The 24,647-nt window shown below is 39.8% G+C and carries 24 protein-coding genes and 1 pseudogene; 19 read left to right on the top strand and 6 right to left on the bottom strand.

Annotated elements, in window-relative coordinates:
• The first annotated feature begins 11 nt into the window (after nucleotides 1–11).
• The gene (locus PN471_RS21095) at nucleotides 12–245 is read left to right on the top strand and encodes a hypothetical protein (RefSeq protein ID WP_271778511.1); all 234 of its coding nucleotides are present in this window, start codon (nucleotides 12–14) and stop codon (nucleotides 243–245) included.
• Complete coding sequence (locus PN471_RS21090) at nucleotides 235–678, top strand: type II toxin-antitoxin system VapC family toxin (RefSeq protein WP_193896489.1); 444 nt, start codon at nucleotides 235–237, stop codon at nucleotides 676–678. The genes PN471_RS21095 and PN471_RS21090 overlap by 11 nt, the downstream gene beginning before the upstream one ends.
• A gap of 37 nt (nucleotides 679–715) precedes the next feature.
• Here PN471_RS21090 and PN471_RS21085 read toward each other — a convergent pair whose 3' ends face one another.
• Nucleotides 716–895: a hypothetical protein gene (locus tag PN471_RS21085; protein ID WP_271778510.1), complete on the bottom strand. Its 180-nt coding sequence runs from the start codon at nucleotides 893–895 to the stop codon at nucleotides 716–718.
• 836 nt (nucleotides 896–1,731) lie between these two features.
• Here PN471_RS21085 and topA point away from each other — a divergent pair.
• The 8 genes from topA to PN471_RS21045 all read left to right on the top strand — a co-directional run bounded on the left by topA (nucleotide 1,732) and on the right by PN471_RS21045 (nucleotide 11,289).
• Nucleotides 1,732–4,377 carry a type I DNA topoisomerase gene (topA, locus tag PN471_RS21080; protein WP_271778509.1) on the top strand — a complete coding sequence of 882 codons (2,646 nt, stop codon included), beginning with the start codon at nucleotides 1,732–1,734 and terminating at the stop codon, nucleotides 4,375–4,377.
• 329 nt (nucleotides 4,378–4,706) lie between these two features.
• A complete protein-coding gene (locus tag PN471_RS21075) occupies nucleotides 4,707–4,847 on the top strand; it encodes a hypothetical protein (RefSeq protein ID WP_027404689.1) in 141 nt (46 codons plus the stop codon).
• Nucleotides 4,822–5,316: a type II 3-dehydroquinate dehydratase gene (gene aroQ / locus PN471_RS21070; protein WP_271778508.1), complete on the top strand. Its 495-nt coding sequence runs from the start codon at nucleotides 4,822–4,824 to the stop codon at nucleotides 5,314–5,316. The genes PN471_RS21075 and aroQ overlap by 26 nt, the downstream gene beginning before the upstream one ends.
• Nucleotides 5,317–5,375: 59 nt before the next feature.
• Nucleotides 5,376–6,398, top strand: a complete 1,023-nt coding sequence (locus tag PN471_RS21065; RefSeq protein WP_271778507.1) for an ADP-ribosylglycohydrolase family protein — start codon at nucleotides 5,376–5,378, stop codon at nucleotides 6,396–6,398.
• 147 nt (nucleotides 6,399–6,545) lie between these two features.
• Nucleotides 6,546–9,173 carry an HD family phosphohydrolase gene (locus PN471_RS21060; protein ID WP_271778506.1) on the top strand — a complete coding sequence of 876 codons (2,628 nt, stop codon included), beginning with the start codon at nucleotides 6,546–6,548 and terminating at the stop codon, nucleotides 9,171–9,173.
• Between the two features lie 114 nt (nucleotides 9,174–9,287).
• Nucleotides 9,288–9,893 (top strand): vWA domain-containing protein, encoded by a 606-nt coding sequence (locus PN471_RS21055; RefSeq protein ID WP_271778505.1) that lies wholly within the window; start codon nucleotides 9,288–9,290, stop codon nucleotides 9,891–9,893.
• 35 nt (nucleotides 9,894–9,928) lie between these two features.
• Nucleotides 9,929–10,534 carry a vWA domain-containing protein gene (locus PN471_RS21050; protein WP_271778504.1) on the top strand — a complete coding sequence of 202 codons (606 nt, stop codon included), beginning with the start codon at nucleotides 9,929–9,931 and terminating at the stop codon, nucleotides 10,532–10,534.
• 221 nt (nucleotides 10,535–10,755) lie between these two features.
• Nucleotides 10,756–11,289: a salt stress protein, Slr1339 family gene (locus tag PN471_RS21045; protein WP_271778503.1), complete on the top strand. Its 534-nt coding sequence runs from the start codon at nucleotides 10,756–10,758 to the stop codon at nucleotides 11,287–11,289.
• Nucleotides 11,290–11,373: 84 nt separating this feature from the next.
• On the opposite strand, the gene PN471_RS21040 is transcribed toward PN471_RS21045, so the two are convergent.
• Nucleotides 11,374–12,675, bottom strand: coding sequence for a glycoside hydrolase family 10 protein (locus tag PN471_RS21040; protein ID WP_271778502.1), 1,302 nt, complete (start codon nucleotides 12,673–12,675; stop codon nucleotides 11,374–11,376).
• Between the two features lie 282 nt (nucleotides 12,676–12,957).
• Nucleotides 12,958–13,452, bottom strand: coding sequence for a bifunctional nuclease family protein (locus PN471_RS21035; protein ID WP_271778501.1), 495 nt, complete (start codon nucleotides 13,450–13,452; stop codon nucleotides 12,958–12,960).
• 400 nt (nucleotides 13,453–13,852) lie between these two features.
• On the opposite strand from PN471_RS21035, the gene PN471_RS21030 reads away from it, so the two are divergent.
• Nucleotides 13,853–14,509, top strand: coding sequence for a riboflavin synthase (locus PN471_RS21030; protein ID WP_193891591.1), 657 nt, complete (start codon nucleotides 13,853–13,855; stop codon nucleotides 14,507–14,509).
• 90 nt (nucleotides 14,510–14,599) lie between these two features.
• Here the strand turns inward: PN471_RS21030 and PN471_RS21025 are convergent, their stop codons facing one another.
• The 3 genes and pseudogenes from PN471_RS21025 to PN471_RS21015 form a co-directional block, all read right to left on the bottom strand.
• Nucleotides 14,600–16,156, bottom strand: coding sequence for a M23 family metallopeptidase (locus PN471_RS21025; RefSeq protein WP_271778500.1), 1,557 nt, complete (start codon nucleotides 16,154–16,156; stop codon nucleotides 14,600–14,602).
• 34 nt (nucleotides 16,157–16,190) lie between these two features.
• Nucleotides 16,191–16,932, bottom strand: a pseudogene (locus PN471_RS21020) (RNA-guided endonuclease InsQ/TnpB family protein).
• Nucleotides 16,933–16,945: 13 nt separating this feature from the next.
• The gene (locus tag PN471_RS21015) at nucleotides 16,946–17,761 is read right to left on the bottom strand and encodes a biotin--[acetyl-CoA-carboxylase] ligase (protein ID WP_271778516.1); all 816 of its coding nucleotides are present in this window, start codon (nucleotides 17,759–17,761) and stop codon (nucleotides 16,946–16,948) included.
• A 237-nt stretch (nucleotides 17,762–17,998) separates the two neighbouring features.
• Here PN471_RS21015 and pgeF point away from each other — a divergent pair, with 237 nt between their 5' ends.
• The 8 genes from pgeF to grxC (PN471_RS20975) all read left to right on the top strand — a co-directional run bounded on the left by pgeF (nucleotide 17,999) and on the right by grxC (PN471_RS20975) (nucleotide 24,492).
• Nucleotides 17,999–18,778 carry a peptidoglycan editing factor PgeF gene (gene pgeF, locus PN471_RS21010; RefSeq protein ID WP_271778499.1) on the top strand — a complete coding sequence of 260 codons (780 nt, stop codon included), beginning with the start codon at nucleotides 17,999–18,001 and terminating at the stop codon, nucleotides 18,776–18,778.
• A gap of 291 nt (nucleotides 18,779–19,069) precedes the next feature.
• Complete coding sequence (locus tag PN471_RS21005; protein ID WP_271778498.1) at nucleotides 19,070–19,315, top strand: Calvin cycle protein CP12; 246 nt, start codon at nucleotides 19,070–19,072, stop codon at nucleotides 19,313–19,315.
• Nucleotides 19,316–19,469: 154 nt separating this feature from the next.
• Nucleotides 19,470–20,060 carry a DUF3177 family protein gene (locus PN471_RS21000; protein ID WP_271778497.1) on the top strand — a complete coding sequence of 197 codons (591 nt, stop codon included), beginning with the start codon at nucleotides 19,470–19,472 and terminating at the stop codon, nucleotides 20,058–20,060.
• Nucleotides 20,061–20,287: 227 nt separating this feature from the next.
• Nucleotides 20,288–20,587 (top strand): DUF7734 family protein, encoded by a 300-nt coding sequence (locus PN471_RS20995; RefSeq protein WP_271778496.1) that lies wholly within the window; start codon nucleotides 20,288–20,290, stop codon nucleotides 20,585–20,587.
• 64 nt (nucleotides 20,588–20,651) lie between these two features.
• Nucleotides 20,652–21,767: a cobalt-precorrin-5B (C(1))-methyltransferase CbiD gene (gene cbiD / locus PN471_RS20990; RefSeq protein ID WP_271778495.1), complete on the top strand. Its 1,116-nt coding sequence runs from the start codon at nucleotides 20,652–20,654 to the stop codon at nucleotides 21,765–21,767.
• 301 nt (nucleotides 21,768–22,068) lie between these two features.
• Nucleotides 22,069–23,691: a glutamine-hydrolyzing GMP synthase gene (guaA, locus tag PN471_RS20985; protein WP_271778494.1), complete on the top strand. Its 1,623-nt coding sequence runs from the start codon at nucleotides 22,069–22,071 to the stop codon at nucleotides 23,689–23,691.
• A gap of 116 nt (nucleotides 23,692–23,807) precedes the next feature.
• Nucleotides 23,808–24,068, top strand: coding sequence for a glutaredoxin 3 (gene grxC, locus PN471_RS20980; RefSeq protein ID WP_271778493.1), 261 nt, complete (start codon nucleotides 23,808–23,810; stop codon nucleotides 24,066–24,068).
• A gap of 97 nt (nucleotides 24,069–24,165) precedes the next feature.
• Nucleotides 24,166–24,492, top strand: a complete 327-nt coding sequence (gene grxC, locus PN471_RS20975; RefSeq protein WP_271778492.1) for a glutaredoxin 3 — start codon at nucleotides 24,166–24,168, stop codon at nucleotides 24,490–24,492.
• The last annotated feature ends 155 nt before the right edge of the window (nucleotides 24,493–24,647 follow it).

Below are 24,647 nucleotides of genomic sequence, written 5' to 3'. Positions count from 1 at the left end.
GAGAAAAGGTAATGAAAGCAATAGAAACAGTTGTGAATGTTACCCCAGAGCGGCAAATTATAGTGCAATTACCTCCAGATATCCCCGCAGGTGAATATCAAGTAGTTATAGTTCTTAACGAAAGTGTTAAATCAGATAAATTAGCAGTGAAAAATCAAGCAAAAAGGTTTGAATATTCAGATTATCCTGTGGGTTTAGTTGCTGATAATTTCACGTTTCGTAGAGAAGATTTATATGATAGATAAAGCGGTTTTTATAGATACAAATATTCTGATTTATAGCAATTTAGCTTTATCACCATTTCACACACAAGCAATACAAAAATTACAATATTTTGCTGATCAAGATATGGAGATGTGGATTAGTCGGCAAACTTTGCGAGAATATTTATCAGGAATGACAAGACGTAGTGATTTAACTGGAACAATTCCTATTACTTCTTTAGTGGCTGATGTTAAATATTTTAGTAGTTATTTTCATGTTGCTGAAAATACCGCTTTAGTAACTGAAAGATTATTGAAATTAATGACAGAAATCAACATTGGTGGTAAGCAGGTACATGATGCTAATATAGTTGCCACAATGTTAGTCTATGGCATTCCTCGGTTGCTGACCCACAATATAGGCGATTTTGCTAGATTTTCTGAATTAATTACTATCTTATCGTTAGAAAATTAATAAATGAAAATAAATTTTCCAGTCATTACTAATAAACTTACTCATCCTCTAATTGCACACCTTCAATTAGTTTATGAGCAGCTTCAGACATTTCTGTTGTATAAGGTTGTAGTGTATTATCTTTCAATGCTTCTGTGGTAGCAAAATCAAGAAACAGCCGCATTAATAGCGAGTCTTCTGCATCTTCATCATCATGCAATTGTGGTCTGGTCAGCATGGCTTGCTTGATTTCTCTTACAAGCCCAGTCCCTTTAGGGCTGGGTTACTGACTAATCTTATATCAATTATCTCTAACTTGGGACTATTGACAGAATTGCTTCTATCTTAACTTGTGACCAATGGTGTGGCATCTAGGTTCGCCCTGGGTACTTATTCAGCAAGCCCTACTTAAAGGGGATATACGGATGTAAAGACGCAGGTTATTAGCTCCTGGCCTTATCTAACTCAGAGGTGGGACTCTCCGGTCAACTTTCGGTCTGCCCGACCGTAGTTGCATGACTGCAAGTCCTATTGAGGATGAAAATTTTTTGTTTCAAAATTCTGATTCGTCTAGTGCCTATAAATCTCTTACCTACTGCTTGTTGAAACTAGAACAATGCAGTAGAACCCCATAGATTTAATTGTCAAGGTACAGACTACCGTTAGGCAGTTAGGTTTTTATACAGGTTGATTACTTTTCCTGTCAATTGAGATTATAACATCAAATATAATCAACTTATCACTGGGGATAAATCCCCTCTTACAGCTTTCATCCCCGGATGAAAAGACATTGACCACTAAAAATTTTGGGGATTTTTAGGGATCAATTCCGGGGTTTTTAGCCTATCTTCTTATAAGTTAAGGATGGAGATGACTGACAAATTGACTCTCAAAGGTTGCTTCCAGCATTCTCATGCCTAATCACCGCACCTGAAGTTGATAAAATTCCCCCCTGTTGGGTAGTTTGTGTAAGGATACAATCACTGCTGAGGCGTGGTATTTCACCTTGACATTTCGCAAAAATTAACCCAACTTAACTATTTAGCTGCATAGCTATTATTCTTTTAAATTTCCATGTCAACTCTCGTTATCGTCGAATCTCCCACAAAAGCTCGTACCATTCGCAACTACCTACCAAAAGACTATCTGGTAGAAGCTTCAATGGGTCATGTCCGTGACCTTCCCCAGTCGGCCAGTGAAATTCCCGCGGCCGTCAAAGGGGAAAAATGGGCGCAGCTTGGGGTCAATGTAGAAGCCGACTTTGAACCGATTTATGTAGTTCCCAAAGACAAAAAGAAAATTGTCACTCAGCTTAAAGAGGCCCTCAAAGGTGTAACTGAACTGATTTTAGCAACTGACGAAGACCGGGAAGGTGAAAGCATTAGTTGGCATTTATACCAATTGCTCAAGCCCAAAGTGCCAACAAAGCGCATGGTCTTTCATGAAATTACCAAGGAAGCCATTCAAAAAGCTTTGAAAGACTGCCGTAATATTGATGAGCAAGTAGTTCGCGCTCAAGAAACTCGAAGAATTTTAGACCGGTTAGTAGGATATACCCTATCGCCGCTACTGTGGAAAAAAATTGCCTGGGGATTATCCGCTGGGCGAGTGCAATCTGTAGCGGTGCGACTATTAGTGATTAAAGAACGCCAACGTCGGGCTTTCCATGAAGGAACATACTGGGATTTAAAAGCTAGTTTAGAACAGGAAAAAAGTCCATTTAGCGCGGTTTTGGTGACTCTTGGCGGCACGAAAGTTGCCACAGGCAGCGATTTTGACTCAACAACGGGCAGAATTACCGCAGGACGCAATGTCATTTTACTTAATGAAGAGCAAGCGGAAGCTCTGAAAGCCCGCATAGAAGGGAAAATCTGGACAGTGACGGATATGGAAGAACGTCCTGTCACCCGCAAACCTGCGCCACCGTTCACTACTTCTACACTGCAACAAGAATCTAACCGCAAGTTACGCTTATCGGCACGGGATACGATGCGGGTGGCTCAGAATTTGTATGAGCAAGGGTATATTACCTATATGCGGACAGATTCAGTACATTTGTCCGACCAAGCGATTACCGCTGCCCGTGCTTGTGTGGAGCAAAAATACGGAAAAGAATACCTTAGTCCCCAGCCTCGACAATACACAACTAAGTCTAAAGGCGCACAAGAAGCTCACGAAGCCATTCGTCCCGCTGGTAGTAGTTTCCGCACACCCCAAGACACAGGTTTAGCTGGACGAGAATTTGCTGTTTATGATTTGATTTGGAAGCGCACCGTCGCCTGTCAAATGGCTGACTCTCGCCAAACTCAGGTTACTGTACAAATCCAAGTGGAGGACGCTGGTTTTCGTTCCTCTGGTAAGCGGATAGATTTTCCTGGCTACCTCCGCGCTTATGTGGAAGGTTCGGATGATCCTGAAGCCGCTTTAGAAGATCAAGAAGTAATTTTACCTGCGCTGAAGGTTGGTGATCATCCCCAATGTCATGAACTGGCGGCGGTAGACCATGAAACCCAACCTCCTGCCCGTTACACTGAAGCAACTTTGGTGAAAACCTTAGAAAGTGAAGGCATTGGTCGTCCTAGTACCTACGCCAGCATTATTGGCACAATCATTGATAAAGATTATGCTCAGTTATTGAATAATGCTCTAATTCCTACTTTCACGGCTTTTGCTGTGACTGATTTACTGGAAAAACATTTTCCAGATATTGTTGACCCTAGTTTTACTTCTAAAATGGAGCAAACCTTGGATGAAATTTCCACGGGTGAAGCTCAATGGCTACCCTACTTAAAGAAATTCTATCTTGGTGAACAAGGTTTAGAAACTTTGGTGAGGGAAAGAGAAACAGAAATTGATGCCGGCAAAGCTAGAACTGTAGAACTAGAAAATTTAGATGCTAAAGTCCGTATTGGTAAATATGGCCCTTACATTGAAGTTACCAATGGTGAGGAAGTAATTACCGCTTCTATTCCTAAAAACCTGACTCCGGCTGACCTTGACCCTAAACAGGTGGAAATTCTCCTCAAACAAAAAATTGTGGGACCTGACCAAGTTGGTCGTCACCCGGAAACTGGAGAACCTATTTATATCAAGATTGGTACTTATGGACCTTATGTGCAGCTAGGCGATAAGACCGAGGAAAATCCTAAACCCAAACAAGCTTCTTTCCCCAAGGGTGTGACACCGGAAACACTCACTTTGGATATGGCTGTTGGTTTGTTATCTCTTCCCCGCGCTTTGGGAACTCACCCGGAAACTGGTGGCAAAGTCCAAGCGAGTTTAGGAAGATTTGGTCCCTATGTTGTCCATGATCAAGGAAAAGAGGGAAAAGATTATCGTTCTCTCAAATCTACTGATAATGTCTTGACAATTTCTTTAAATCGTGCTTTAGAATTATTGGCAGAGCCGAAAAAGGGTCGGGCTGCTGGTAAGGGTAAGTCTAAGGAAGCTTTACGGGAGTTGGGTACACATCCAGAAGATGATGCACCAGTTAATATCTATGATGGTCCTTATGGTCCTTATATTAAACATGGGAAAACTAATGCCAGTATTCCTGAAGGTGAGTCAGTGGAAAATATAACTTTGTCTACAGCTATTGAATTACTTTCAGCTAAAGCATCTACAAAATCTACAAGGAAAACTACTAAATCAACCACTACTAAGTCAACTACTACTAAATCAACAAAGACGAGAGCGAAAAAGACTGACGCAGCAAGTTAGGGCAGGAAGCAGGGGGCAGGGAGCAGGGGAGCAGGGGTATAAATTTATTTATTTACTTCTTTCTTCTGACTCCTGACTCCTGACTCCTAACTCCTGACTCCTGACTCCTGACTCCTGACTCCCGAATTCCTATCACTAATTACCCATTACTAATGATGGATGTGATAATCTAATAAGTAAGGGAAAACACAAAATTAAAATTCTCCAGTAAGAGATATCATACTTGTAGAAATGTGTCAACCCTGTCGAGGCTAGAAGTGCGATAATACGCCAGTTTGTGCGACCCGGTTAAATAAAATTGAGGTAGTATCTCAGGAGCGGTCAGTTTAATGGATTATATAGAAAAGGTGCTGGAAAAGCTGAAAGAATTAGCGCGAAAGTTAATTGATAGTCTGCTAGGTCCAGAGGCCGAACCGGAACCGGAACTGATTCCGATTCCTGTACATGAGCGTTCTATGCGCCGTCGCTAAAATTTCTAAGGTGTGGGAGTTGAATTTGCCAGCTTTAAGTATTCTTGTGCTGCATGGGCCAAACCTAAATTTGCTGGGACTTAGAGAACCGGGGATTTATGGTTCGTTGACTTTGGCAGAAATTAATCGCTTGTTAGAGTCCAAAGCAATGGAACTGCAAGCAGAGGTGTTGCCTATGCAGTCAAATCATGAAGGGGTTTTAGTAGATGCTATTCACGGGGCATTAGGAAAGCATCAGGGGATTGTGATTAATGCTGGGGCTTACACTCATACTAGTGTGGCTTTGCGGGATGCGATCGCTGCTGTTAATTTACCTACTGTTGAAGTACATCTGAGTAATATTTATCGTCGGGAAGATTTCCGTCATCATTCTTATATCGCACCAGTGGTAATTGGCCAAATCAGTGGCTTTGGCGCTCAAAGCTATTTGTTGGGTCTGGAAGCACTGGTGTATTATTTAAGGCAGTAATAGGTGACAGGTAACAGGTGACAGGTGACAGGTGACAGGTGACAGGTGACAGGTGACAGGTGACAGGTGACAGAGAAGAGGGAAGAGGGAAGAGAGAGAGGGAAGAGGGAAGAAAGAGTTATTTCAATTACCAATCACCAATTACCAATCACCAATCACCAATTACCTATTACCAGTTAAAAATTATGCGTTATTCTCTTTTGAATCGGGTGAGGGGTGCTTTTCTAGGAGCATTTTTAGGAGAGAGTTTATCTAACCCGAATGGTGTTAAGTTGGGTAGGATTGCGGTTTTGGGGACGGAAAGTTTAATCAGTTTGGGGAGGTTAGATGTAGAGGACTGGTTAAAGCGTCAAGAAGCGTTAGATATTAAATTAGAAAAAAATATTAGTTCTTGGGGACAAATGATTCTCGCTACATTGCCGGTGGTGATGTTTTTTCATGAAAATCCTGTGAAAATGCGAGAAAATATTTTAGAACTGCAAAAAATATGGAAGTGGCAAGATGAGCCGATTGTCAGAGATGGTAGTTTAATCATAGGATATGCGATCGCTCAATCCCTGAATGAAAAACTTAATCCCCGCACATTAATTTCGGAAACAGTGAGTTTTCTAGATAGAACATCAACTTCATTACCACAACAATTAATAAAAGTCAATGATTTATTAAAAAAGGGTGTGGGACTAGAAACAGCAATCAGGGAATTAAGTAGTCCAGAACAATTAACTAGTAATATTGGTTTAGCTGTTTACTGCTTTCTGAGTACCTTAGAAGACTTTTCTCTAACTATATTAAGAGCTAATCAAAATCACGATTTTGCCAGTCCAGATATTACAGGTGCAATTGCTGGAGGATTATCAGGTGCATATAACAGTACGGTTGGTATACCTGTAAGTTGGCAAATTTCCTCCTCCGTCACCAATTCCCCTGTATGGGGACTTCACAGTTTTAACCAGATGTTAAAATTAGCAGATATAATGATGGCGGTATGGGCTGGAGTATATGACTTTAGTGATCATTTTGGCGAATGTGTAGAGACACGGTATACTGTTTTTGCTGCTCCTCATATTATTCGTAGACGTTGAAATTAATTGGGCAGTAAATTTGAAGACTGTCGTATTTGACTCTGAAGGGGGTCAAATACGAACCTCTATCTCTTCTTAAGTTATTACACAGCTTGGGTAGTCTGCCGGAGGCATCAGCCATACTTGGGGTATTTCGCGGTAGGAAAGATGAAAACGCAGCAATTTTTGCAGTCCTTGAGTCAGCAATTAAAGCAATGGCAGCGACAGTATAAAGTGCTATTCCGTAAAGGAAAGCATCAACATAAGCTGCATAGGAATTTTTTCAAAAATCTACTTCTATATTTATCAGCAAATAGCCATCAAGGAAAACAAGGTCAACGGGGACAAACACAAACATCAACTACTAAATTCGTGAGAAAAACTGGTGGTGTTGATAAAGTTATTTTCAGATGGTTACACCAAAAATGCTCCTCAATAATTTTGGTGTTAGCAGTATTATCATTGACAAGTGTGGTGGGTCATGATTTATATAACCAGCCAAGAATGAAAGTTGATAATATTGCCTTGCAAACATTTATTGCCCCCTACACGGATAATATTGAAAACCGAGAAGAGACAGAACAGAAACGCAAAGATGCTATAGATAGGTCTGTGCCAGTTTTGATGATTGATAACCAGATCAATGATAAAATTAATGAGCATTTAGAAGAAATTTTAGATACAGGTAATCAACTGCGAGGAATAGTTGGTATTTTTCCGTTTTCTGCTAATTCAGTTTTATCAATTCCTACTCAACGTTATTTGAGGAATTTGCCTGAATCAGAATGGCAAAAGCTTAAATTAACTTTAGAAACTAATAGAAACCAAAATTTAAGCAAACAAAATTCCCAATTTTTGTTAATGCCGCAAAATTCAATAAATGGCAGAAAGTCCTCTGCTTCATCTAATTCATCAAATGTTCCGATCGTATCGTTGCCTAGTTATGGAAATCATAGTGATGAAGCGTCGTTTATTCAAGCGTTGTCAGAACTGCAAGCTTATCAATTTACTGCTTTAGAGGCTGATTTTTCAGAACTAATTACCCAAATCTCACAAGTTAGGGAAGGATATAATCAAACCATTGATAAATTATCACAACTAAAAAATGCACAGATCCAGAAGATTTATACAAAATCTGTGGTTTTAGATTTAACTGATCATGATTGGTTAAAAACACAAACTGGAATTCGTCAAATTGCCGAGCGAATTTTGGCTCAAGGTATATCGGCTGGATTACCCATACCTATTTTGAATAATGCAGTTAGTTTACAAGTAGAATCATCTGTACCTGTTGAAGCTGAATCACTAACCAAAAATATATTGTTAGCGGTATTACAACCAAATATTAAACAAGATGAAGTCCAAACTAAACAACAAGATCAAAAGGTAGCTGAGAAAATACCGTCTGTGATGATGGAGATCAGAAAAGGAGAGGTAATTGTTAGTAAAGGAGAACAAATTACAATTGGTAAATTTCAGATATTAGAACATTATCGCATGATTGGCAGACAGGTGAATTGGCTGGGTTTAACAGTTGTAGCAATGGTTATGACTGGAGGAATTCGGGTTTTTGTGTGGTTGGAAAGAAAAAGTCATAATTATTTACGACAACGCGATCGCCTATTAGTTCTCCTGCTGACTCTGAGTGTTCCTGGAGTATTGGCAATCAGTTTGCCCTATACTACTTGGAGTGCAATTGGTTTATTATTAGGCAGTTTTTATGGACCAACCGTAGGCATAACGGTGGTAGGGTTATTGTCGCTGATCCTACCAATTACCACAGATACAAATATGCTAGTATTGTTGGCTGGGGCTGGAGGAGGGATGTTAAGTAGTTATATAGCCCATAGATTGCGATCGCGTGAAGAATTAGCCTTATTAGGTGTTGTCACTGCTCTCACCCAAGGTGGTGTATTCTTATTATTAAAAATCCTCACTGGCGGGGTTTTTGGTTCAGGTTGGTATATCTTCCAAGAAGCTGGTTTATTTGCTGTATCTGGTTTGTCTTGGAGTGTGGTGGCTTTGGGTTTAAGTCCTTATCTGGAGACACTATTTGATGTGATTACTCCCATCCGCTTGGCGGAATTAGCTAACCCTAATCGCCCATTATTAAAGCGTTTGGCAACAGAAGCCCCAGGAACTTTTCAACATACTTTATTAGTGGCTACTTTGGCGGAGTCCGCGGCTAAAGAATTGGGTTGTAATGTAGAATTAGTCAGGGCGGGAACTCTGTATCATGATATTGGTAAAATGCACGATCCTTTGGGATTTATTGAAAATCAAATCGGCAGTCCTAATAAACATGAAACAGAAATTAAAGATCCTTGGCAAAGTGCTGAGTTAATTAAAAAGCACGTAACGGAAGGGTTAGTCATGGCCAAGAAACACAGTTTACCGACGGCAATTCAGGCTTTTATTCCCGAACATCAAGGCACAATGGCGATCGCCTATTTCTATCACCAAGCCCAACAAATAGCCCAAGAAAACCCACACATCATCGTAGATAAAGCCGATTTTTGTTATGATGGTCCTATCCCCCAATCACGGGAAACAGGTATCGTCATGTTAGCAGATTCTTGTGAAGCCGCATTACGCAGTCTCAAAGATGCTACTCCAGAAAAAGCCTTGAATATGCTGAATAATATTCTCAAAGCCAAATGGCAAGATGAACAATTAATAGATTCGGGCTTGACAAGAGAAGAAATGCCAAAAATCGCCCAAATATTTGTGGATGTTTGGCAACAATTTCATCACAAACGGATTGCTTACCCGAAAGCAAAAGCCGGTAATTCTTAGTTAAAATCAGGCTAATACTTGATCGCCGATAAATGCAAATCAGGTTGATAAATTATGTGCTGTATTCATACTTAATGGTTAAACTAGAGATAGAAAAATCACAATAGGAAGATTATGATGAGCGATCGTGACTATACCTTAATTATTGACAAAAGTGGTAGTATGTCCACACCCGACCAAGTGGGCGGGAGAACTAGATGGCAGATAGCCCAAGAATCTACCATTGCTTTAGCCAGAAAGTGCGAGGAATTTGATCCAGATGGCATTACAGTTTACGTATTTTCCGGCAGATTTAAACGTTATGAGAACGTGACTGCCGCCAAAGTAGCCCAGATATTTCAAGAAAATGATCCAGCAGGGACAACTAACTTAGGAAGTGTACTTCAAGATGCATTGAATAGCTACTTTCAACGCAAAGCCGCTGGTACTACCAAACCTAATGGAGAAACCATTTTAGTCATTACTGACGGTGAACCAGATGATCGCAAAGCCGTATTTGAAATTATCATCAGTGCGACTCGACAGATGGAAAAAGATGAAGAGTTAGGAATTTCCATGATTCAAGTTGGTTCAGATCCTCAAGCTACTAAATTTCTCAAGGCCTTAGATGATCAATTACAAGGTGTTGGTGCTAAATTCGATATTTGTGATACCGTGACTTTAGATGATTTAGAAGACATGAGTTTGGCTGACGTTTTAATGAATGCCATCACTGATTAATTAAGAAAAATTCCTCAAATCTGGAGAGTTTAGTCATGCTAGAAAACCGTGATTACACCTTAATTATTGATAAAAGCGGTAGCATGGCTACCCCAGATCAAAAAGGTGGGAGAACTAGATGGGCAACAGCACAAGAATCTACTTTGGCCTTAGCCAGTAAATGTGAACAATTTGATCCAGATGGTATTACTATTTATTTGTTTTCTGGAAAGTTTAAACGCTATGAAAATGTCACATCTGCCAAAGTAACACAAATTTTCACAGAAAATGATCCTTCTGGAACAACAGATTTAGCTGGGGTTTTGAAACACGCTACCGATGATTATCTGCAACGTAAAGCCTCCGGTACAACTAAACCCAACGGAGAAACAATTTTAGTAGTTACTGACGGTGAACCAGATGATCGTAAAGCCGTCATGAAGGTAATTATTGAAGTTTCTCGCCGTTTGGATAGAGATGAAGAATTAGCTATTTCTTTTATCCAAGTCGGTAATGATCCTCAAGCTACCCGCTTTTTGAAAATCTTGGACGATGAACTACAAGGTGCAGGTGCTAAGTTTGATATTTGCGACACCGTGACAATGGATGACATGGAAGATATGAGTTTATCAGAAGTTTTGCTTAATGCCATTAATGACTAGCACCGCTCGGCGGAAATCAACAGATTTTGGATTGATTCCACATTGGTGATTTTTGATTACTTCCGTCCTGAAGGGGCGGGAAACCTCTACCGAAAAGTCCCAATCTAAAATCTGAATTAAAAATTAAAAAAGTAGATCCCCCACCTTTTACATCAATTCATAATTTGTTGATAAGATCAAAAAAGAAGTTGGGGATCTTATCTCTTTGAGGAATTACAAATATGGATTCCATTGACAAGCTATTAGCTGAACTCAAAACTGAATATACAGAACCGAAAACCACAGCACCACAAAATCATTTAACCCCAGTTAAATTGATTTCACCGACAATAAAATCGGATGTATTCATAGATAATTTGTTATCAGAAGTCCAAGCTGATTTGGCGGAAAATAAAGCTAAATATATCGAATCCAACCCGACAAAACCAGAAAATAGGTTATCCCCTATTCAATTTGTTCATTCACCTGATCCTAAGTCAGATGTATTTGTCAACAACTTATTAGCAGATGTGCAAGCTGATATTTTAGCAAAAGATGCGGCGATCGCACTGCGAAAACAAGAAGAATTAACACAGGAGAAAATTCGTCAAGAAAAACTTCAAGTTAAACAAAAAGCAGCCTTACAAAAATCTGCCGAACAATGGTTAGATAAATTAGATCCATTGTCATCAGAAGGAATATGGTTTGAAAAATTTGCTGAAGGTTATCCCAACAAATTATTAGCCGCAATTGATTATTTGCAAACTAATTCCTAAATCTGCTATCCCTGTTGAAACTTTAAAATTAAAGAACCAGAAAAAATCAGTTAAATGATCAATTCTGATTTCTGCGTTCACAGACTAAAATGGTATTTGGTCAGTAACAGTGAGGTTTGTTTCTCCTGGCATTAACTCTACTTTTGTTTCCTCTGGGGTTAATTCTACTTGTCTTTCCCATCCTCTTGATTCTACAGCCGTTCGGGATGCAGGATATGGAAATAAACTTTTAAATCCAGCCAAACGTTCTTTTAATGCTCCTGGTGCAGTATTCCAAAGACTTTCATAATAGAAAAAAGCCACACCCAGTCCCCGTTGTTGGGCGGCACGGACTTGAGATTGAATCTGTTGCATTGATACCGGTTTAGTTCTTAAACCTGCCATGACACCGATTCCCGCAGGAATTTTTTGTTTTACTTCTTCCATTTCTGGACGGGAAAGCTTGCCAATAAAATGATCTAAATTTTCCTTATAAACTTGCACAATTAACTCATCTACTATGTCTAATCGTACCCAGTTCAACCAATCTTGGAGTTGAAATTTATAGGCATGATTATAGTAATTAGGTGAGACAGAGAAAATCATGTTCGGTTTGATTTGTTTAACTGTTTGATTCAGTCTCACCATGAATTCTGTAATTTTATTTGCCCGCCAATTTACCCATTCTGGGTTTTGAGGATCACTTGGTGGCGTTTTTTTGGTTTCTTGTTGATATAAGGCAACTGTATATTTATCGTAGCCAAATTCCGAAGGTAAACTTGTATGGTCATCAAACTGAATACCATCAAGATTATATTTTTGAGTAAGTTCTACTAGGAGATCACTAATAAACTGTTGGACTTGGGGATGAAATGGATTTAACCATGAAACTTCTCCGCCGGCACTAATAGATGTTTGAGTCCCATCTTTTTTGCGTGTTAACCATTCTGGTTTATTCATGGCTAATTCTGAACTGGGAGGAGTCATAAACCCAAATTCAAACCAAGGAATTACTAGTAAGTTTTGCCGATGGGCTTGATCAATTAAATCGGCAAGAATATCATGTCCATCTAAGCCTTGAAATACAAATGGTTGGATTTCTAGACGTTTGGCTACTTCACTGGGATACATGACATAACCAGAATTCCAAACTACGGGATAGACAGTGTTAAAGTTGAGTTGTTGCAGTTTTTTGACTGCTTCCTGAACTTTAGTCCTATCTTTAAGAATATCGAGATCATTACTTGTCATCCATACACCACGAATTTCTTGACGTGATGTTTGTTGGGCTGTTACAGGTGTAAAGGTGTTTCCCCATAAAACCATGAGTAAGGAAATTAAAAACAAAGGCAGAAATAACTTTTTAAGTATTTTCTGAAAACCAAATGGATAGAAATTGAATCTCATTTTAATTTGAAACTATGGCAATGATATAGTAAAAGTCAGAAGTATTGATTGACAATGAATTATATCTCAATCTGGTTCAGTTAAACATAAATTTTGCTGCTTTTTGCCGATACTTTGCGCCTCTACACTGTGATTTTCTTCTATCAGTGGTAGCTTGACTGTAAATGTTGATGCCAATTAGTACCAAGATACCGATAAAAGGTTGGGTTGACCTAAGGAAACCCAACAGAATTCTGAATCATGTTGAGTCAAGATTCCTCCTGACTCCTAACCTCATTTAGTTTAGTCGCCATTCCCAAACCGCTTGATTAGATCTTCAGGACGAATATTAGAAATAAATTCGCGGAAAGCTTCCTGTTCCGCCTCATCAGCATCACGGTCTACGGGAATAGAAGCATCAGCTACTACTTCTTCCATGACCCAGATCGGAGTATTTGTTCGGAGAGCTATAGCGATCGCATCACTCGGACGCGCATCAATTTCTTTTTTGACATCCCCTTGCTGAAGAATCAACGCTGCATAAAAAGTGTCTTTTTGCAAGGTATGAATAATAACTTTATCTAAAGTCATATTCCATGTTTCTAGCATATTCACAATCAAATCGTGGGTTAAAGGTCGAGGCGGCTTTTGATTTTCCATTGCCCCCATAATTGCTCTGGCCTGTTCTTGACCTATATAAATAGGCAAAGCGCGACGATCTGAACCATCCTTCAAAAGTACAATTGGGCTGCGGGTGATCGCATCTAATGCTATACCAGCGACTTTCATTTCTATCATTGGTTCAGCCTCTAAAGTTCTTTAATCGCTTGGAAATATGTAACAGATAATACACTCTTCATCAAATTAAGAATTAAAAATTAAAAATTAAAAAAAGCAGACTCAACCAGCTTTTTAGGAATTTTTAATGGTTATTTGACTGTTGCTGTGGTGTACTAACAATTAGGTATAAACAAACTAATTTCACACCATCTTAACAACTAATTTATTTATCTTTCATATTTTATCCTTCTTTAATCTTCCGATTCAAGTATGCCTGGGGATTGATGTTAATATGTTAATATTCATCTACCAGAATTGGGAAAGAAATTAAAATGGAAAAGCTTTACATTTTTTCCGAGAATTATTAGTTAATTTCCGCCAAAATTAGGGAATAAATAAAATTAGTTTTGCAAAAGCTGTGTTTACAGGATTAATTCAAGGTTTGGGAACGATAAAACCCGTAACGGGAGATTTGTGGCAGATTAGTTATCTTAATCAGTCAAAAATGCTCATTCAGGACTTAGCCTATGGTGATAGTGTAGCAGTAGATGGCGTGTGTCTAACAGTTGAAGAAATCTTAAAAGATGGGTTTATTGCCACCGCTTCACCGGAAACCCTCCGCCGCACCACATTGGGTCAAGAAGAAACTCAACAAAGATCCGTTAACTTAGAACCGTCCCTGCGGGTAGGCGGTAAAGTTGGCGGTCATTTTGTCATGGGTCATGTAGATGGAATTGGTCAGTTAATAACATCTGAACAAACAGCTAGTTCGTGGGAAATGACCTTTGTTGCCCCACAGGCGATCGCTCGTTATATAGTTCCTAAAGGTAGCATTGCTGTCAATGGTATCAGCCTCACCGTAGCTGCATACAAATCAGAATCATCTCAATTTACAGTCGCCGTCATTCCCCTGACCTACAGCGAAACCAATCTCAGTCATTTAGTAGCAGGAAGTTGGGTAAATTTAGAAGGAGACATCCTGGGTAAATACGTAGAAAAATTCCTAACTCCTGGAAATAATCACCAACAAGAGGAAATTACAACCGCCTTCCTCACAGAAAACGGATATTTGTAGGAGTCAGGAGTTCGGAGTTTGGAGGAAAAAATTGAAGAATAGAGCCTGAAATTTCTCCCCTGCCCCCTGCCCCCCTGCTCCCCTACTCAATTACCGAGCCTGGGCTGTTTTCACCCCTGCTGTGTCTTGTGCCAATTGGCTGAGACCACCTTGTAATTGCACACCGGGGTCAACAGCCACCCATCCATTTTGGGTGAGGTGACGGACTTCAAAGTGTAAGTGAGGTCCTGTAGAATTGCCAGTGCTACCAACTCGACCAATAACAGTTCCTGGTTCTACCCACTGTCCAGGTTGAACAAGGATTTCTGACATATGCCCGTAGAGACTTTGTTGAGCAGAACCGTGATTAATGATTACAGCCAAACCATAACCACCTAACCAGTTAGCTGATTCTACTTGACCTCTAGCCGCTGCTAAAATTGGCGTTCCTGTGGGCGCACCTAAATCTGTCCCCGCGTGAAAACGGCGATCGCCCGTGATAGGATGAATACGCCAGCCAAATAAGGATGTAATTGGTGCAGCCACCGCTAGAGGGAAAACTGTTCCCGAACCACCACCGACACCACGATAAGCCAGAGTATTAGTATAAGGAACTTCCGGCAAAACTGATGCCAAAGAGAAGTCATAAGACACCATACTCGGACGAGGAGCAACATTACCCTCTATCATTGGCGCAGGTAAACTACCTACCTGGGGAGCAATAGGGGTAGAACTAACCTTGGTCGTGCTAAATTCCCTAGGACTAGGAATAAAGTTATTAGCATGATAGTCCGCCTTGGTATGACTAATGGTATTAGTTCTGGAAATCCGCCAATTATTTTGATTTTGAGGTGGACTGATTTTGCTAACACTACTAGCCACAGCCTCAGTCACATTCTTACTTTGATTACTGCTTGCAGTTATAGTTTTCCAGCCTACTTTTTTATGTGCAGAGACGGTCACTACTTTCGCTACTTCACTTTTCTTCAGCCAAGTTGGTGATGATTCTTGAGACTTAGCCACAGCAGGAGTTTGTGTAGATTTAGCGCAAGTGGTAGATACCGTTGCCCCACACCCCTTAGAACGTTCTGTTACCACCACAGAACTAGGTGGTTCATAGTTACTTTCGCCTACATTTTTATATTCATTCGTATCAATGTAAGCGTTGTTGGAATCCCGGGGTTTATTCTCTGTATCCTTAACAATGTCTTGAGAATTATTACTTTGCTGAGGGACTTCTGGCAGTTTTTTAATTACAGAATCAACTTCACTCACACTAGCAGTAGGTTGAGTCTCTTCACTCTTGAGTTTAGAGGTTCTCACACTAGCAGTAGGTTGAGTCTCTTCACTCTTAGCAACACCTTTGCTATTTAGCCTCTTTTTCAGATTAACTCGGCGGACAGAAAAATCTGGTTGTGGCTTCGCTGTTTCGGAAACACCAGCTTCTTTCTGAACTGGATTTGTGACTGCTGTTGGTTGAGAATTCTCAATAGTAGGAACAATATTGTCTATTGACGAAGTGTCCGATTGAGCAGTTACAAACCCGCCGCTAAGAAGACTGAAGCTACTTAATAAACAGATACCTTGTACTGGTAATCTAGAAGCAAGGCGTTTACTTGTACCGCCGTAGTAAAAATTTTTATGGGCAGATTTATGGTGCTGCGTCATTTTTTCTCTTTTGTTGTGTGTAATAAAGGGTGAACTACCCACACTGACTTGGAGTACCAAGTACAGTGTCGGCTTCTGTACTCATAGGGGAGTGCCGCAACTTAGACTTCCGACCGAGTTTTGGTCTTATCCCCCCTCCTACAGCAGAGACGGCTGTACCTTCCGCCTTGATGATTCTGATACCCTCTACTCTAATATTTATCGCTGCGTTTCCATCTCTATCATGATGACTACCACAATGAGGACAAGTCCATTCACGGACATCTAGTGGCATATCACTCACTTGATAAAAACAATTAGAACAGAGCTTAGAACTGGGAAACCATCTATCAATCTCCACTAATTTACCACCTTTACGTTCTAGCTTATAGGCTAAAAAATTAGTGAATGTTCCCCATCCAACATCAGATATTGATTTTGCCAAATTGTGATTACGAACCATGCCTTTGACATGATAGCGAAGCGTGGGTTTAAGGTTTTTTTCCGGCACGTTTATCAAAAAAGTTTTTATACGCTGTAGTTAAATTTAGTGTTGTAGCCTGTAAAACTTGGCTATAACAATCACCTAACCAAATAGTATCTTCTGCTTTTTTGAGAATAGGAAGTAATGCGTTGAGTGCAGCACGGCTAAGTCCTTTACTCGTCTCTTTGTAAGTCTCAATTGACTTATTTAGAGCATAATTCCACCACCATCTAGCACATCCAAAAGATTGCGCTAGTTGTGTTTCCTGTTCTTTTGATGGATATATACGAACTTGAACAGCCTTGTGTATCACTCAAATCACCTCCTCATGAAACAGAAGTTTGACGATAACCCAGGCTAATTGTACCCGGTTGGACGGAAATTTCTGGTGTTAAAGTTGCTTTTGCATCATCAGTTGTCATTTTTAAACGCAGATTACCTTCTTGAGTCACGCCAACTACTTTACCTAAAAAATTATTGACATAAACCTGATCACCCATATTTGTAAGTAAATCAAGGTAGTGAGACAAAAGTATGTTTATTCCTTCTGTCTGTAGACACTCTATACCGGATTTAATTCCTATTAAAACCTGTAAGGTGAGGATTTCTAGGTGATCAAACATCTGACAATTCTGGGAATTTTGCCATAATTGCAGATTAATTCCCGTTTCTGGAACTTGATTTGCCCAATTAATCCCCACACCAATGATAGCTTGAGTGATTTGTCCTTGATTGACCTTGGTTTCAGTTAAAATGCCGCCTAACTTGCGACCATCTAATACTAAATCATTTGGCCATTTTATGCCCACAGGTATACGAAATTTTCTTAATTGTGCTGTAATTCCCCAAGCACTAGCCAAGGTAAGTTGATAACTGCTGGTAGCTGCCAAATTAGGAGCTATTGCCATTGAAAGATATAAACCACCCTTATCAGACTGCCATCCCCGACCCCATTGCCCTCTGCCGGCGGTTTGCTGGGTGGCAATAACTACAGAGCCAGGTTTTTCGCCTTGGTCAATTAGTTGCCACAGGGTTTGATTTGTGGAGGATAAGGTGTTAAAAATATGTAGAGAGAATGGTAAATCTTGATGCTTATATTCTGCTTTTAAGCTATTTACCAAAAGTTGCTGATTAAATTCCACCACAGTTCACCATTGCTTTAAGAGACTTCCAAATAAAAAAATATCCCGTCGTTATGAAGGCAGGGGAGTAGGGGGAGTAGGGGAGAAATTTCTTCCTCCTGAACTCCTGATAGCGCAGCGTGGCGTTAGCCATACTCCTGAATGGGCGCAGGCCCTGCGCCCCTACCTCCTGAACTCCTGACTTCTGCTGTAGCATTGATTGAAGGTTATTAATTGTCTATTGAGGTTTGGTTAAAGATGTACACTTGGCAATGGCACAATTGGGAAGGTCTACCTTACTTAACTTGTAATCTTCTAGAACCCTGGTCTCATGGTTTCTTTACCCAACAGTTTTGGCCACGCTTACCTCATCAGCTAACTCCGGTTCTACAACCCGATGCTTTAGCTTATCGCTTGAAACAGGTACATGGCAATACTGTTTTAACTCCCCAGGAAGTTGATGATCATGTCAATACCAGTGATGATGATTTGGCCTTGGCAGATGGTTTAATTAGTCATCAACCTTTACAGGCTGTGTGGGTGGCTTCTGCTGATTGTACACCTGTGTTGATTGGCGATATTAAAACTGGACAGGTGGCGGCTTTACACGCTGGTTGGCGGGGTACAGCGGCGAAAATTGTGCCAGAAGCGATCGCCAGAATGCGATCGCATGGTAGTAATTTAATAGATTTGCGAGTAGCAATGGGTCCGGCTATTGCTGGGGAAGTTTACCAAGTCTCTGTAGAAGTGGCAGCAGAAATTGGCAGTACCATTGTCCCAGATAGTCAACCAGAAGCAGTTGTTTCGGCTTTACACGATTTACCTAATTCACCTGTGCTGAGAGATCCAGAACCGGGAAGAGTGCGTTTAGACGTGCGCCGGGTCAATGCTTTACAATTGGAACAATTAGGATTTAGTGTAGAACAAGTGGCGATCGCTCCCTATTGTACTTTCCAAACTCCAGAACATTTCTTCTCCTATCGGCGAGAAAAAGAGAAAAAGGTGCAATGGTCGGGAATCGTCAGTGCAGGTAAATAATCAACGGACGAGCCAGTATACTAAATAACAATTTCTCAAAAAATGCTTACAAGCAATCTCCCAAGTCTGTATTCAAAATGAAGATCATGCAAGTTATAGGTATAACAGCTTATCATATTCATGGGATAATCCTCTAGATACATCTCGCTCAATCAGCAAAAAGCCTATTGGAGAGACACTACCCACCAGAATTATCACCAAAAGTGGAAAACTAGTAATCTCAGAGACAGAAAACTAAAATTTTCAAACTTTTTCTATACTAGTAGAAACAAAACATAAAGAGACAAAATCATGACTAATATCCAAGAAAAAGCCACTACCGAGATCCAAGAAAAAATCCAAAAAGAAGTTGAAGAGGCTCGCAATGTGTGTGATGTCTCTGGTAGCAACTCCGCTGAATGTGCTGCTGCGTGGGATGCTGTAGAAGAATTGCAAGCAGAAGCTTCTCATAAACGTCAAATTAAGCCCAAAAACTCTTTAGAGCAATACTGTGATGCTAATCCAGAAGCAGATGAGTGCCGTCTGTATGAAGACTAAAACCAGGAGTTAGTTGTACCTGTTTTATCAAGTGATAATTCTTTGGTCTATCAATGGACTTGAACTAGACGGGGAATAAACTCCCCGTTCTTCCCATTTGCACAAAGTCCAGTTACCCAGAGACTACAAGTTTTTCTATTTTTTGATTGACTTTATGACACAAGTATGGTTTAGACCCTATGTTTGGACGGACTACCGACTGGCGTTATTATTTACGCTGATTATTCCATTAATTCTTCTGGTTTGGACATTTGTACAAAAAGCAGAAGGAATGCAGCACTTGTTAATGATTTACTGGCGAGTAGCTAGTTTATTAGCTATTAGTATGTACTTGATGATTGGTGGTTTCGGAGTCAGTTTCATCTCCGCTTTAATGGCGCAAGTTCTCATTCCTATGTCGCTATGGTTTTGGGTAGACATCAATGATGAAATTGACTATTATCCCAATAGTCTATTAAAACTGATTTTTACTTCTTGGCGTTGGGCAACAACAGTTTATTGTAGTTTAGGAGCAATAGCGCTGATACCTTTTTTGGGGTGTGCTTTTTCAGGAACTGCTCTCAAAACTCCTTACTGTAGCGTTTGGTTAGAAGCACCATTACTGTTTAAAGACTATTTTCACCATAATAGCAAACCTGCTTTCCTCGGATTTTTAGGCATAGTTACTTTAGGGATTTACATAGTTTATTTAAGTTATTTTGTCGCGGTTAAACTTGGCAAATATGGACGTTCAGCTTCACATTAAGTAGGTTGGCGTTGAAAATTGTCGTTATGGCGAGGCAAGAATGAAGAATGAAGAATGAAGAATGAAGAATGAAGAGTGAAGAATGAAGAGTGAAGAATGAAGAATGAAGAATGAAGAGTGAAGAGTGAAGAATGAAGAGGTTTTGGGCGATTTTACTTTTCTTTACATTCCGGTTTTAGCTGAATGCTTACCATCAAATTAATCACAAAAATCATAGTCCCGAATGCATGAATAACTCTATTAGTAAAAAACTGGAACAATATACCATTAAAAAATCGCAAGAAGTTCTCATTATTAATGTAGAAATTGATGATGAACCAGATCAAATTGCCGTGTTTAAAGGCTTTTCTAGTTCTTTGATGCGTCCAACTGCTTATGATCCCGATGTTCCAGTGTTACCAGATACAGCTACAATTATCACAATTGACCGCATAGCAAGTCCTTATAATCCTGACTCACCCCGTTATCTTCAACAAGATATTTCTTGGGAAGATATGCAAGTTTTATTATCTGAAGTTGGGGTTTAGAATTGGTAATTGGTAATTGGTAAGATTTTTTTGAATTTTGAATTGTTAATTTGAAATTGTTAATATGTCCAGTTCTGGATACACTTTACCTGTTTTTGCTTGTGCTGCTGCTGTTGCGGCTTTGCATTGGTTACGTCATCATCAACCTTTGCAGATTACTACTGTAGACTTAATTGAACCTGCGGAAATTGCTGAAATACCCATTGAACAAGTAGCGGGAATATCGGAAAATCAGGCTTTGGCGATGACTCGTAGTAATCCGGGTGATAATCTAGATTTAACGAAGAATACACCAATTTGGGCTGTAGTGACATGGTATGAAGGAGATGGAGAAACGGTAATTATTCAGGGTGGTGAGGGAATTGGGAAACAACTTAATGGTGAGGGAAAAGCGGCAATTTATGGTTATGCTCAGAGATTACTAACAGAAAATTTACAGCGATTATTAGCACCGACGGAAAAAATCAAGGTAACAATTATTTTACCAGAAGGGCGATCGCTCGCAACTCGGACTTCTAACTCTGCTTTTGGGGTAGTGGAAGGACTATCCTTACTAGGAACAACAGGGATTTCTCAACCTTTAAGTACACCAGATCAATTAGCAGATTTCCGCGCTGATTTAGCAGCAAAAGCCAGTCAATTTTCCACTTTAGTCTTTTGTATTGGCGAAAATGGGTTAGATTTAGCGCAAAAACTCGGTATCAACCCCGCACAAATGGTAAAAACCGCTAATTGGTTGGGACCCATGTTAGTTGCGGCTGATGTCTTAGGTGTCAAAGAAATTTTATTATTTGGTTATCACGGTAAATTGATGAAACTAGCGGGGGGAATCTTTCACACACATCATCATTTAGCTGATGGTCGGCGGGAAATTCTCACAGCCCATTGTGCCATGCTAGGATTAAAGTCTCCAGATATTCAAACCGTTTTTCAGAGTCCTACAGCAGAAGCAGCATTAAAACATCTGAGAAGTCTAGATAGTAATACTGGGAGTAATTGGGTAAATCAGGTTTATAACTCCATTGCCGAAACAATTGATACCCGCACCCAAGCATATATGGATAGCCACAATGAACAAGGTAAAACCATTATAGCTTGTGGTTCTGTGCTTTTTGACCGCGATCGCCAAATCCTAGTGAAAAGCAAAACTGGTTGTATTTTACTGGAAAAATTGTGCTAACTTAATAAAAATTATCCTAATACCAATTTTATGTAAAGCAGCACAGAACTATGAAATCCATTAATTAATCCATCCGTCTTTATCTGCGTTTATTTGCGTTTATCTGCGGTCAGTTATTCTTGAAATCTTATTCAATGCAGCTTGATCTTAACTTGGTAAAAGTATCTCAAATAAATATTTTTCAAAACTAAACTATGATTTGCATGATTAATGTATCTGTGATCACCGATCATTATTAATCACAAAAATCATAAAAATCACAGTTCAGACATCTTATCCTCAACGAAACACTTTCTCTACCATGAATACAGCGGTGACTCTACCAACAGTCGAAACATCCCAAACACAGGAAAATTTTGGGAAACTTAAAGGTCAAATAATTGTTATTTTAGACTTTGGCTCTCAATATTCTGAATTAATTGCTCGTCGTATCCGCGAAACACAAGTATATTCAGAAGTTATTTCCTATCGCACCACAGCAGAACAGTTAGAAAAAATCAACCCCAAAGGGATCATCCTCTCCGGTGGTCCAAATTCCGTATATAGTGACTACGCCCCCCATTGTGACCCAGACATCTGGAAATTGGGAATACCCGTTCTTGGTGTTTGCTATGGAATGCAACTCATGGTTAATCAACTGGGTGGAGAAGTCATCAAAGCCGAACGGGGTGAATATGGAAAAGCATCTCTACACATAGATGACCCTACAGACTTATTAACTAATGTCGAAGAAGGTGCAACCATGTGGATGAGTCATGGAGATTCAGTCACAACTATGCCCTCCGGCTTTGAACTACTGGCACATACTGATAATACACCCTGTGCAGCGATCGCTCACCATGACAAAAAACTCTATGGAGTCCAATTTCACCCCGAAGTCGTTCACTCTCAAGGTGGTATAGCCTTAATTCGCAACTTTGTTTACCATATCTGTGACTGTGAACCAACTTGGACAACAGCCGCTTTCGTCGAAGAATCAATTCAGGAAATTCGCGCCAAAGTAGGAGACAAACGGGTACTATTAGCATTATCTGGCGGTGTAGACTCTTCTACTCTGGCTTTTCTCCTATATAAAGCCATTGGTGAACAACTAACCTGTGTATTTATTGATCAGGGTTTCATGCGGAAACTAGAACCAGAAAGGTTAGTAAAGTTATTTAAAGAACAATTTCATATTCCCGTAGAATATGTTAATGCCCGCGAACGATTTATCTCTGCTATTGATGGAGTAACCGATCCCGAAGAAAAGCGTCGCCGCATTGGACATGAGTTTATCAGTGTTTTTGAGGAGACATCGAAAAATCTTGGTCATTTTGATTACTTGGCTCAAGGCACACTTTATCCAGACGTAATTGAATCTGCTGATACCAATGTTGATCCAAAAAGTGGTGAACGGGTAGCAGTGAAAATTAAAAGTCATCACAATGTGGGTGGTTTACCAAAAGACTTGAGATTTAAACTCGTAGAACCACTGCGGAAACTATTTAAAGATGAAGTCCGCAAAGTCGGTCGTTCCATTGGTTTACCAGAAGAAATTGTCCAACGTCAACCATTCCCTGGACCTGGTTTAGCCATTCGCATTTTAGGTGAAGTTACCTCCGAGCGCTTGAATATTTTGCGAGATGCTGATTTAATTGTTCGTCAAGAAATTAATCAACGCGGTTTATATAATGAGGTTTGGCAAGCTTTCGCAGTTCTATTACCCATTCGCAGCGTTGGTGTCATGGGTGATAAACGCACCTATGCCTATCCCATTGTTTTAAGGATTGTCACCAGCGAAGATGGTATGACGGCAGATTGGGCGCGGATTCCTTACGATGTGCTAGAAGCAATTTCTACCCGCATCGTGAATGAAGTCAAAGGTGTTAACCGTGTGGTTTATGACATTACCTCCAAACCACCTGGAACTATTGAGTGGGAATAGGTAAAGAGGCAGGGAGGGAGCAGGGAGAATGTTTTACCCAGTCCCCAGTCCCCAGTCCCCATTACCTATTAACTTAGGTCTAAAATTAGGAAGTATTACATTTTGTTGAGAATATTATGGCTGCAAGAGTAGAAATTTATACTTGGAGAACCTGCCCTTTTTGTATTCGTGCTAAAAATCTACTGAAAAAAAAAGGTGTTGATTTTAACGAATACAGTATTGACGGAGATGATGAAGCAAGAGAAAAAATGGCACAGCGAGCTAATGGTAGACGTTCTTTACCCCAAATTTTTATTAATGATCGACACATAGGTGGTTGTGATGATATACACGATTTAGATAATCAAGGTAAATTAGATGATCTACTAGAACGGTGATTGGTGATTGGGAAGAATGTTTTACCCATTACCCATTACCCATTACCCATTAACCTCAGTCTAAAATTAAGAAGTATTACATTTTGTTGAGAATATTATGGCTGCAAGAGTAGAAATTTACATTTGGACAACTTGCCCGTTTTGTATGCGTGCTAAAAATCTACTAAAGAGCAAAAGTATTGATTTTATCGAATACAACATTGATGGAGACGAAATAGCAAGAGATAAAATGTCCCGAAGAGCTAATGGAAAACGCTCTTTACCACAAATTTTTATTAATGATGTTCACATTGGTGGTTATGATGATATCTACACTTTAAACCGTCAAGGTAAGTTAGATAAGATGCTAGTACCGCAGGGCGGAAGTCAAAAGTCAAAAGTCAAAAGTCAAAACGAAGACAGTATAGGCTTTTTAACGATTTAGAATGGTTGGTTTATTTAGGGCTTGCTGAATAAACCGAAAACCTAGATATATTAAGAGTTTCCGGGGTAAAAAAGTGAATTAGGTGCAAGGAATAAGCATTGAAACCATTAAAAACCTATCACTTTCTGGAATTTGAGACTATTCTTATATCTTTC

The organism is Aphanizomenon sp. CS-733/32, from assembly GCF_028330045.1.
Classification (GTDB): Bacteria; Cyanobacteriota; Cyanobacteriia; order Cyanobacteriales; family Nostocaceae; genus Dolichospermum; species Dolichospermum gracile.
Note: the sequence above shows the minus strand (reverse complement) of the source record. Positions and strands in the feature narration are given on the sequence as shown.

Bases quoted from the DNA above. Each gene is read 5' to 3' on its own strand.
- PN471_RS21045 (WP_271778503.1), top strand. From the start codon at position 10,756: ATGGATTCCATTGACAAGCTATTAGCTGAACTCAAAACTGAATATACA.
- aroQ (WP_271778508.1), top strand. From the start codon at position 4,822: ATGAGCGTTCTATGCGCCGTCGCTAAAATTTCTAAGGTGTGGGAGTTG.
- cbiD (WP_271778495.1), top strand. From the start codon at position 20,652: ATGTCCAGTTCTGGATACACTTTACCTGTTTTTGCTTGTGCTGCTGCT.
- PN471_RS21055 (WP_271778505.1), top strand. From the start codon at position 9,288: ATGATGAGCGATCGTGACTATACCTTAATTATTGACAAAAGTGGTAGT.
- guaA (WP_271778494.1), top strand. From the start codon at position 22,069: ATGAATACAGCGGTGACTCTACCAACAGTCGAAACATCCCAAACACAG.
- grxC (WP_271778492.1), top strand. From the start codon at position 24,166: ATGGCTGCAAGAGTAGAAATTTACATTTGGACAACTTGCCCGTTTTGT.
- topA (WP_271778509.1), top strand. From the start codon at position 1,732: ATGTCAACTCTCGTTATCGTCGAATCTCCCACAAAAGCTCGTACCATT.
- PN471_RS21005 (WP_271778498.1), top strand. From the start codon at position 19,070: ATGACTAATATCCAAGAAAAAGCCACTACCGAGATCCAAGAAAAAATC.
- PN471_RS21060 (WP_271778506.1), top strand. From the start codon at position 6,546: ATGAAAACGCAGCAATTTTTGCAGTCCTTGAGTCAGCAATTAAAGCAA.
- pgeF (WP_271778499.1), top strand. From the start codon at position 17,999: ATGTACACTTGGCAATGGCACAATTGGGAAGGTCTACCTTACTTAACT.
- PN471_RS20995 (WP_271778496.1), top strand. From the start codon at position 20,288: ATGAATAACTCTATTAGTAAAAAACTGGAACAATATACCATTAAAAAA.
- PN471_RS21025 (WP_271778500.1), bottom strand. From the start codon at position 16,156: ATGACGCAGCACCATAAATCTGCCCATAAAAATTTTTACTACGGCGGT.
- PN471_RS21095 (WP_271778511.1), top strand. From the start codon at position 12: ATGAAAGCAATAGAAACAGTTGTGAATGTTACCCCAGAGCGGCAAATT.
- PN471_RS21050 (WP_271778504.1), top strand. From the start codon at position 9,929: ATGCTAGAAAACCGTGATTACACCTTAATTATTGATAAAAGCGGTAGC.
- PN471_RS21035 (WP_271778501.1), bottom strand. From the start codon at position 13,452: ATGATAGAAATGAAAGTCGCTGGTATAGCATTAGATGCGATCACCCGC.
- PN471_RS21040 (WP_271778502.1), bottom strand. From the start codon at position 12,675: ATGAGATTCAATTTCTATCCATTTGGTTTTCAGAAAATACTTAAAAAG.
- PN471_RS21075 (WP_027404689.1), top strand. From the start codon at position 4,707: ATGGATTATATAGAAAAGGTGCTGGAAAAGCTGAAAGAATTAGCGCGA.
- PN471_RS21090 (WP_193896489.1), top strand. From the start codon at position 235: ATGATAGATAAAGCGGTTTTTATAGATACAAATATTCTGATTTATAGC.
- grxC (WP_271778493.1), top strand. From the start codon at position 23,808: ATGGCTGCAAGAGTAGAAATTTATACTTGGAGAACCTGCCCTTTTTGT.
- PN471_RS21000 (WP_271778497.1), top strand. From the start codon at position 19,470: ATGACACAAGTATGGTTTAGACCCTATGTTTGGACGGACTACCGACTG.
- PN471_RS21085 (WP_271778510.1), bottom strand. From the start codon at position 895: ATGCTGACCAGACCACAATTGCATGATGATGAAGATGCAGAAGACTCG.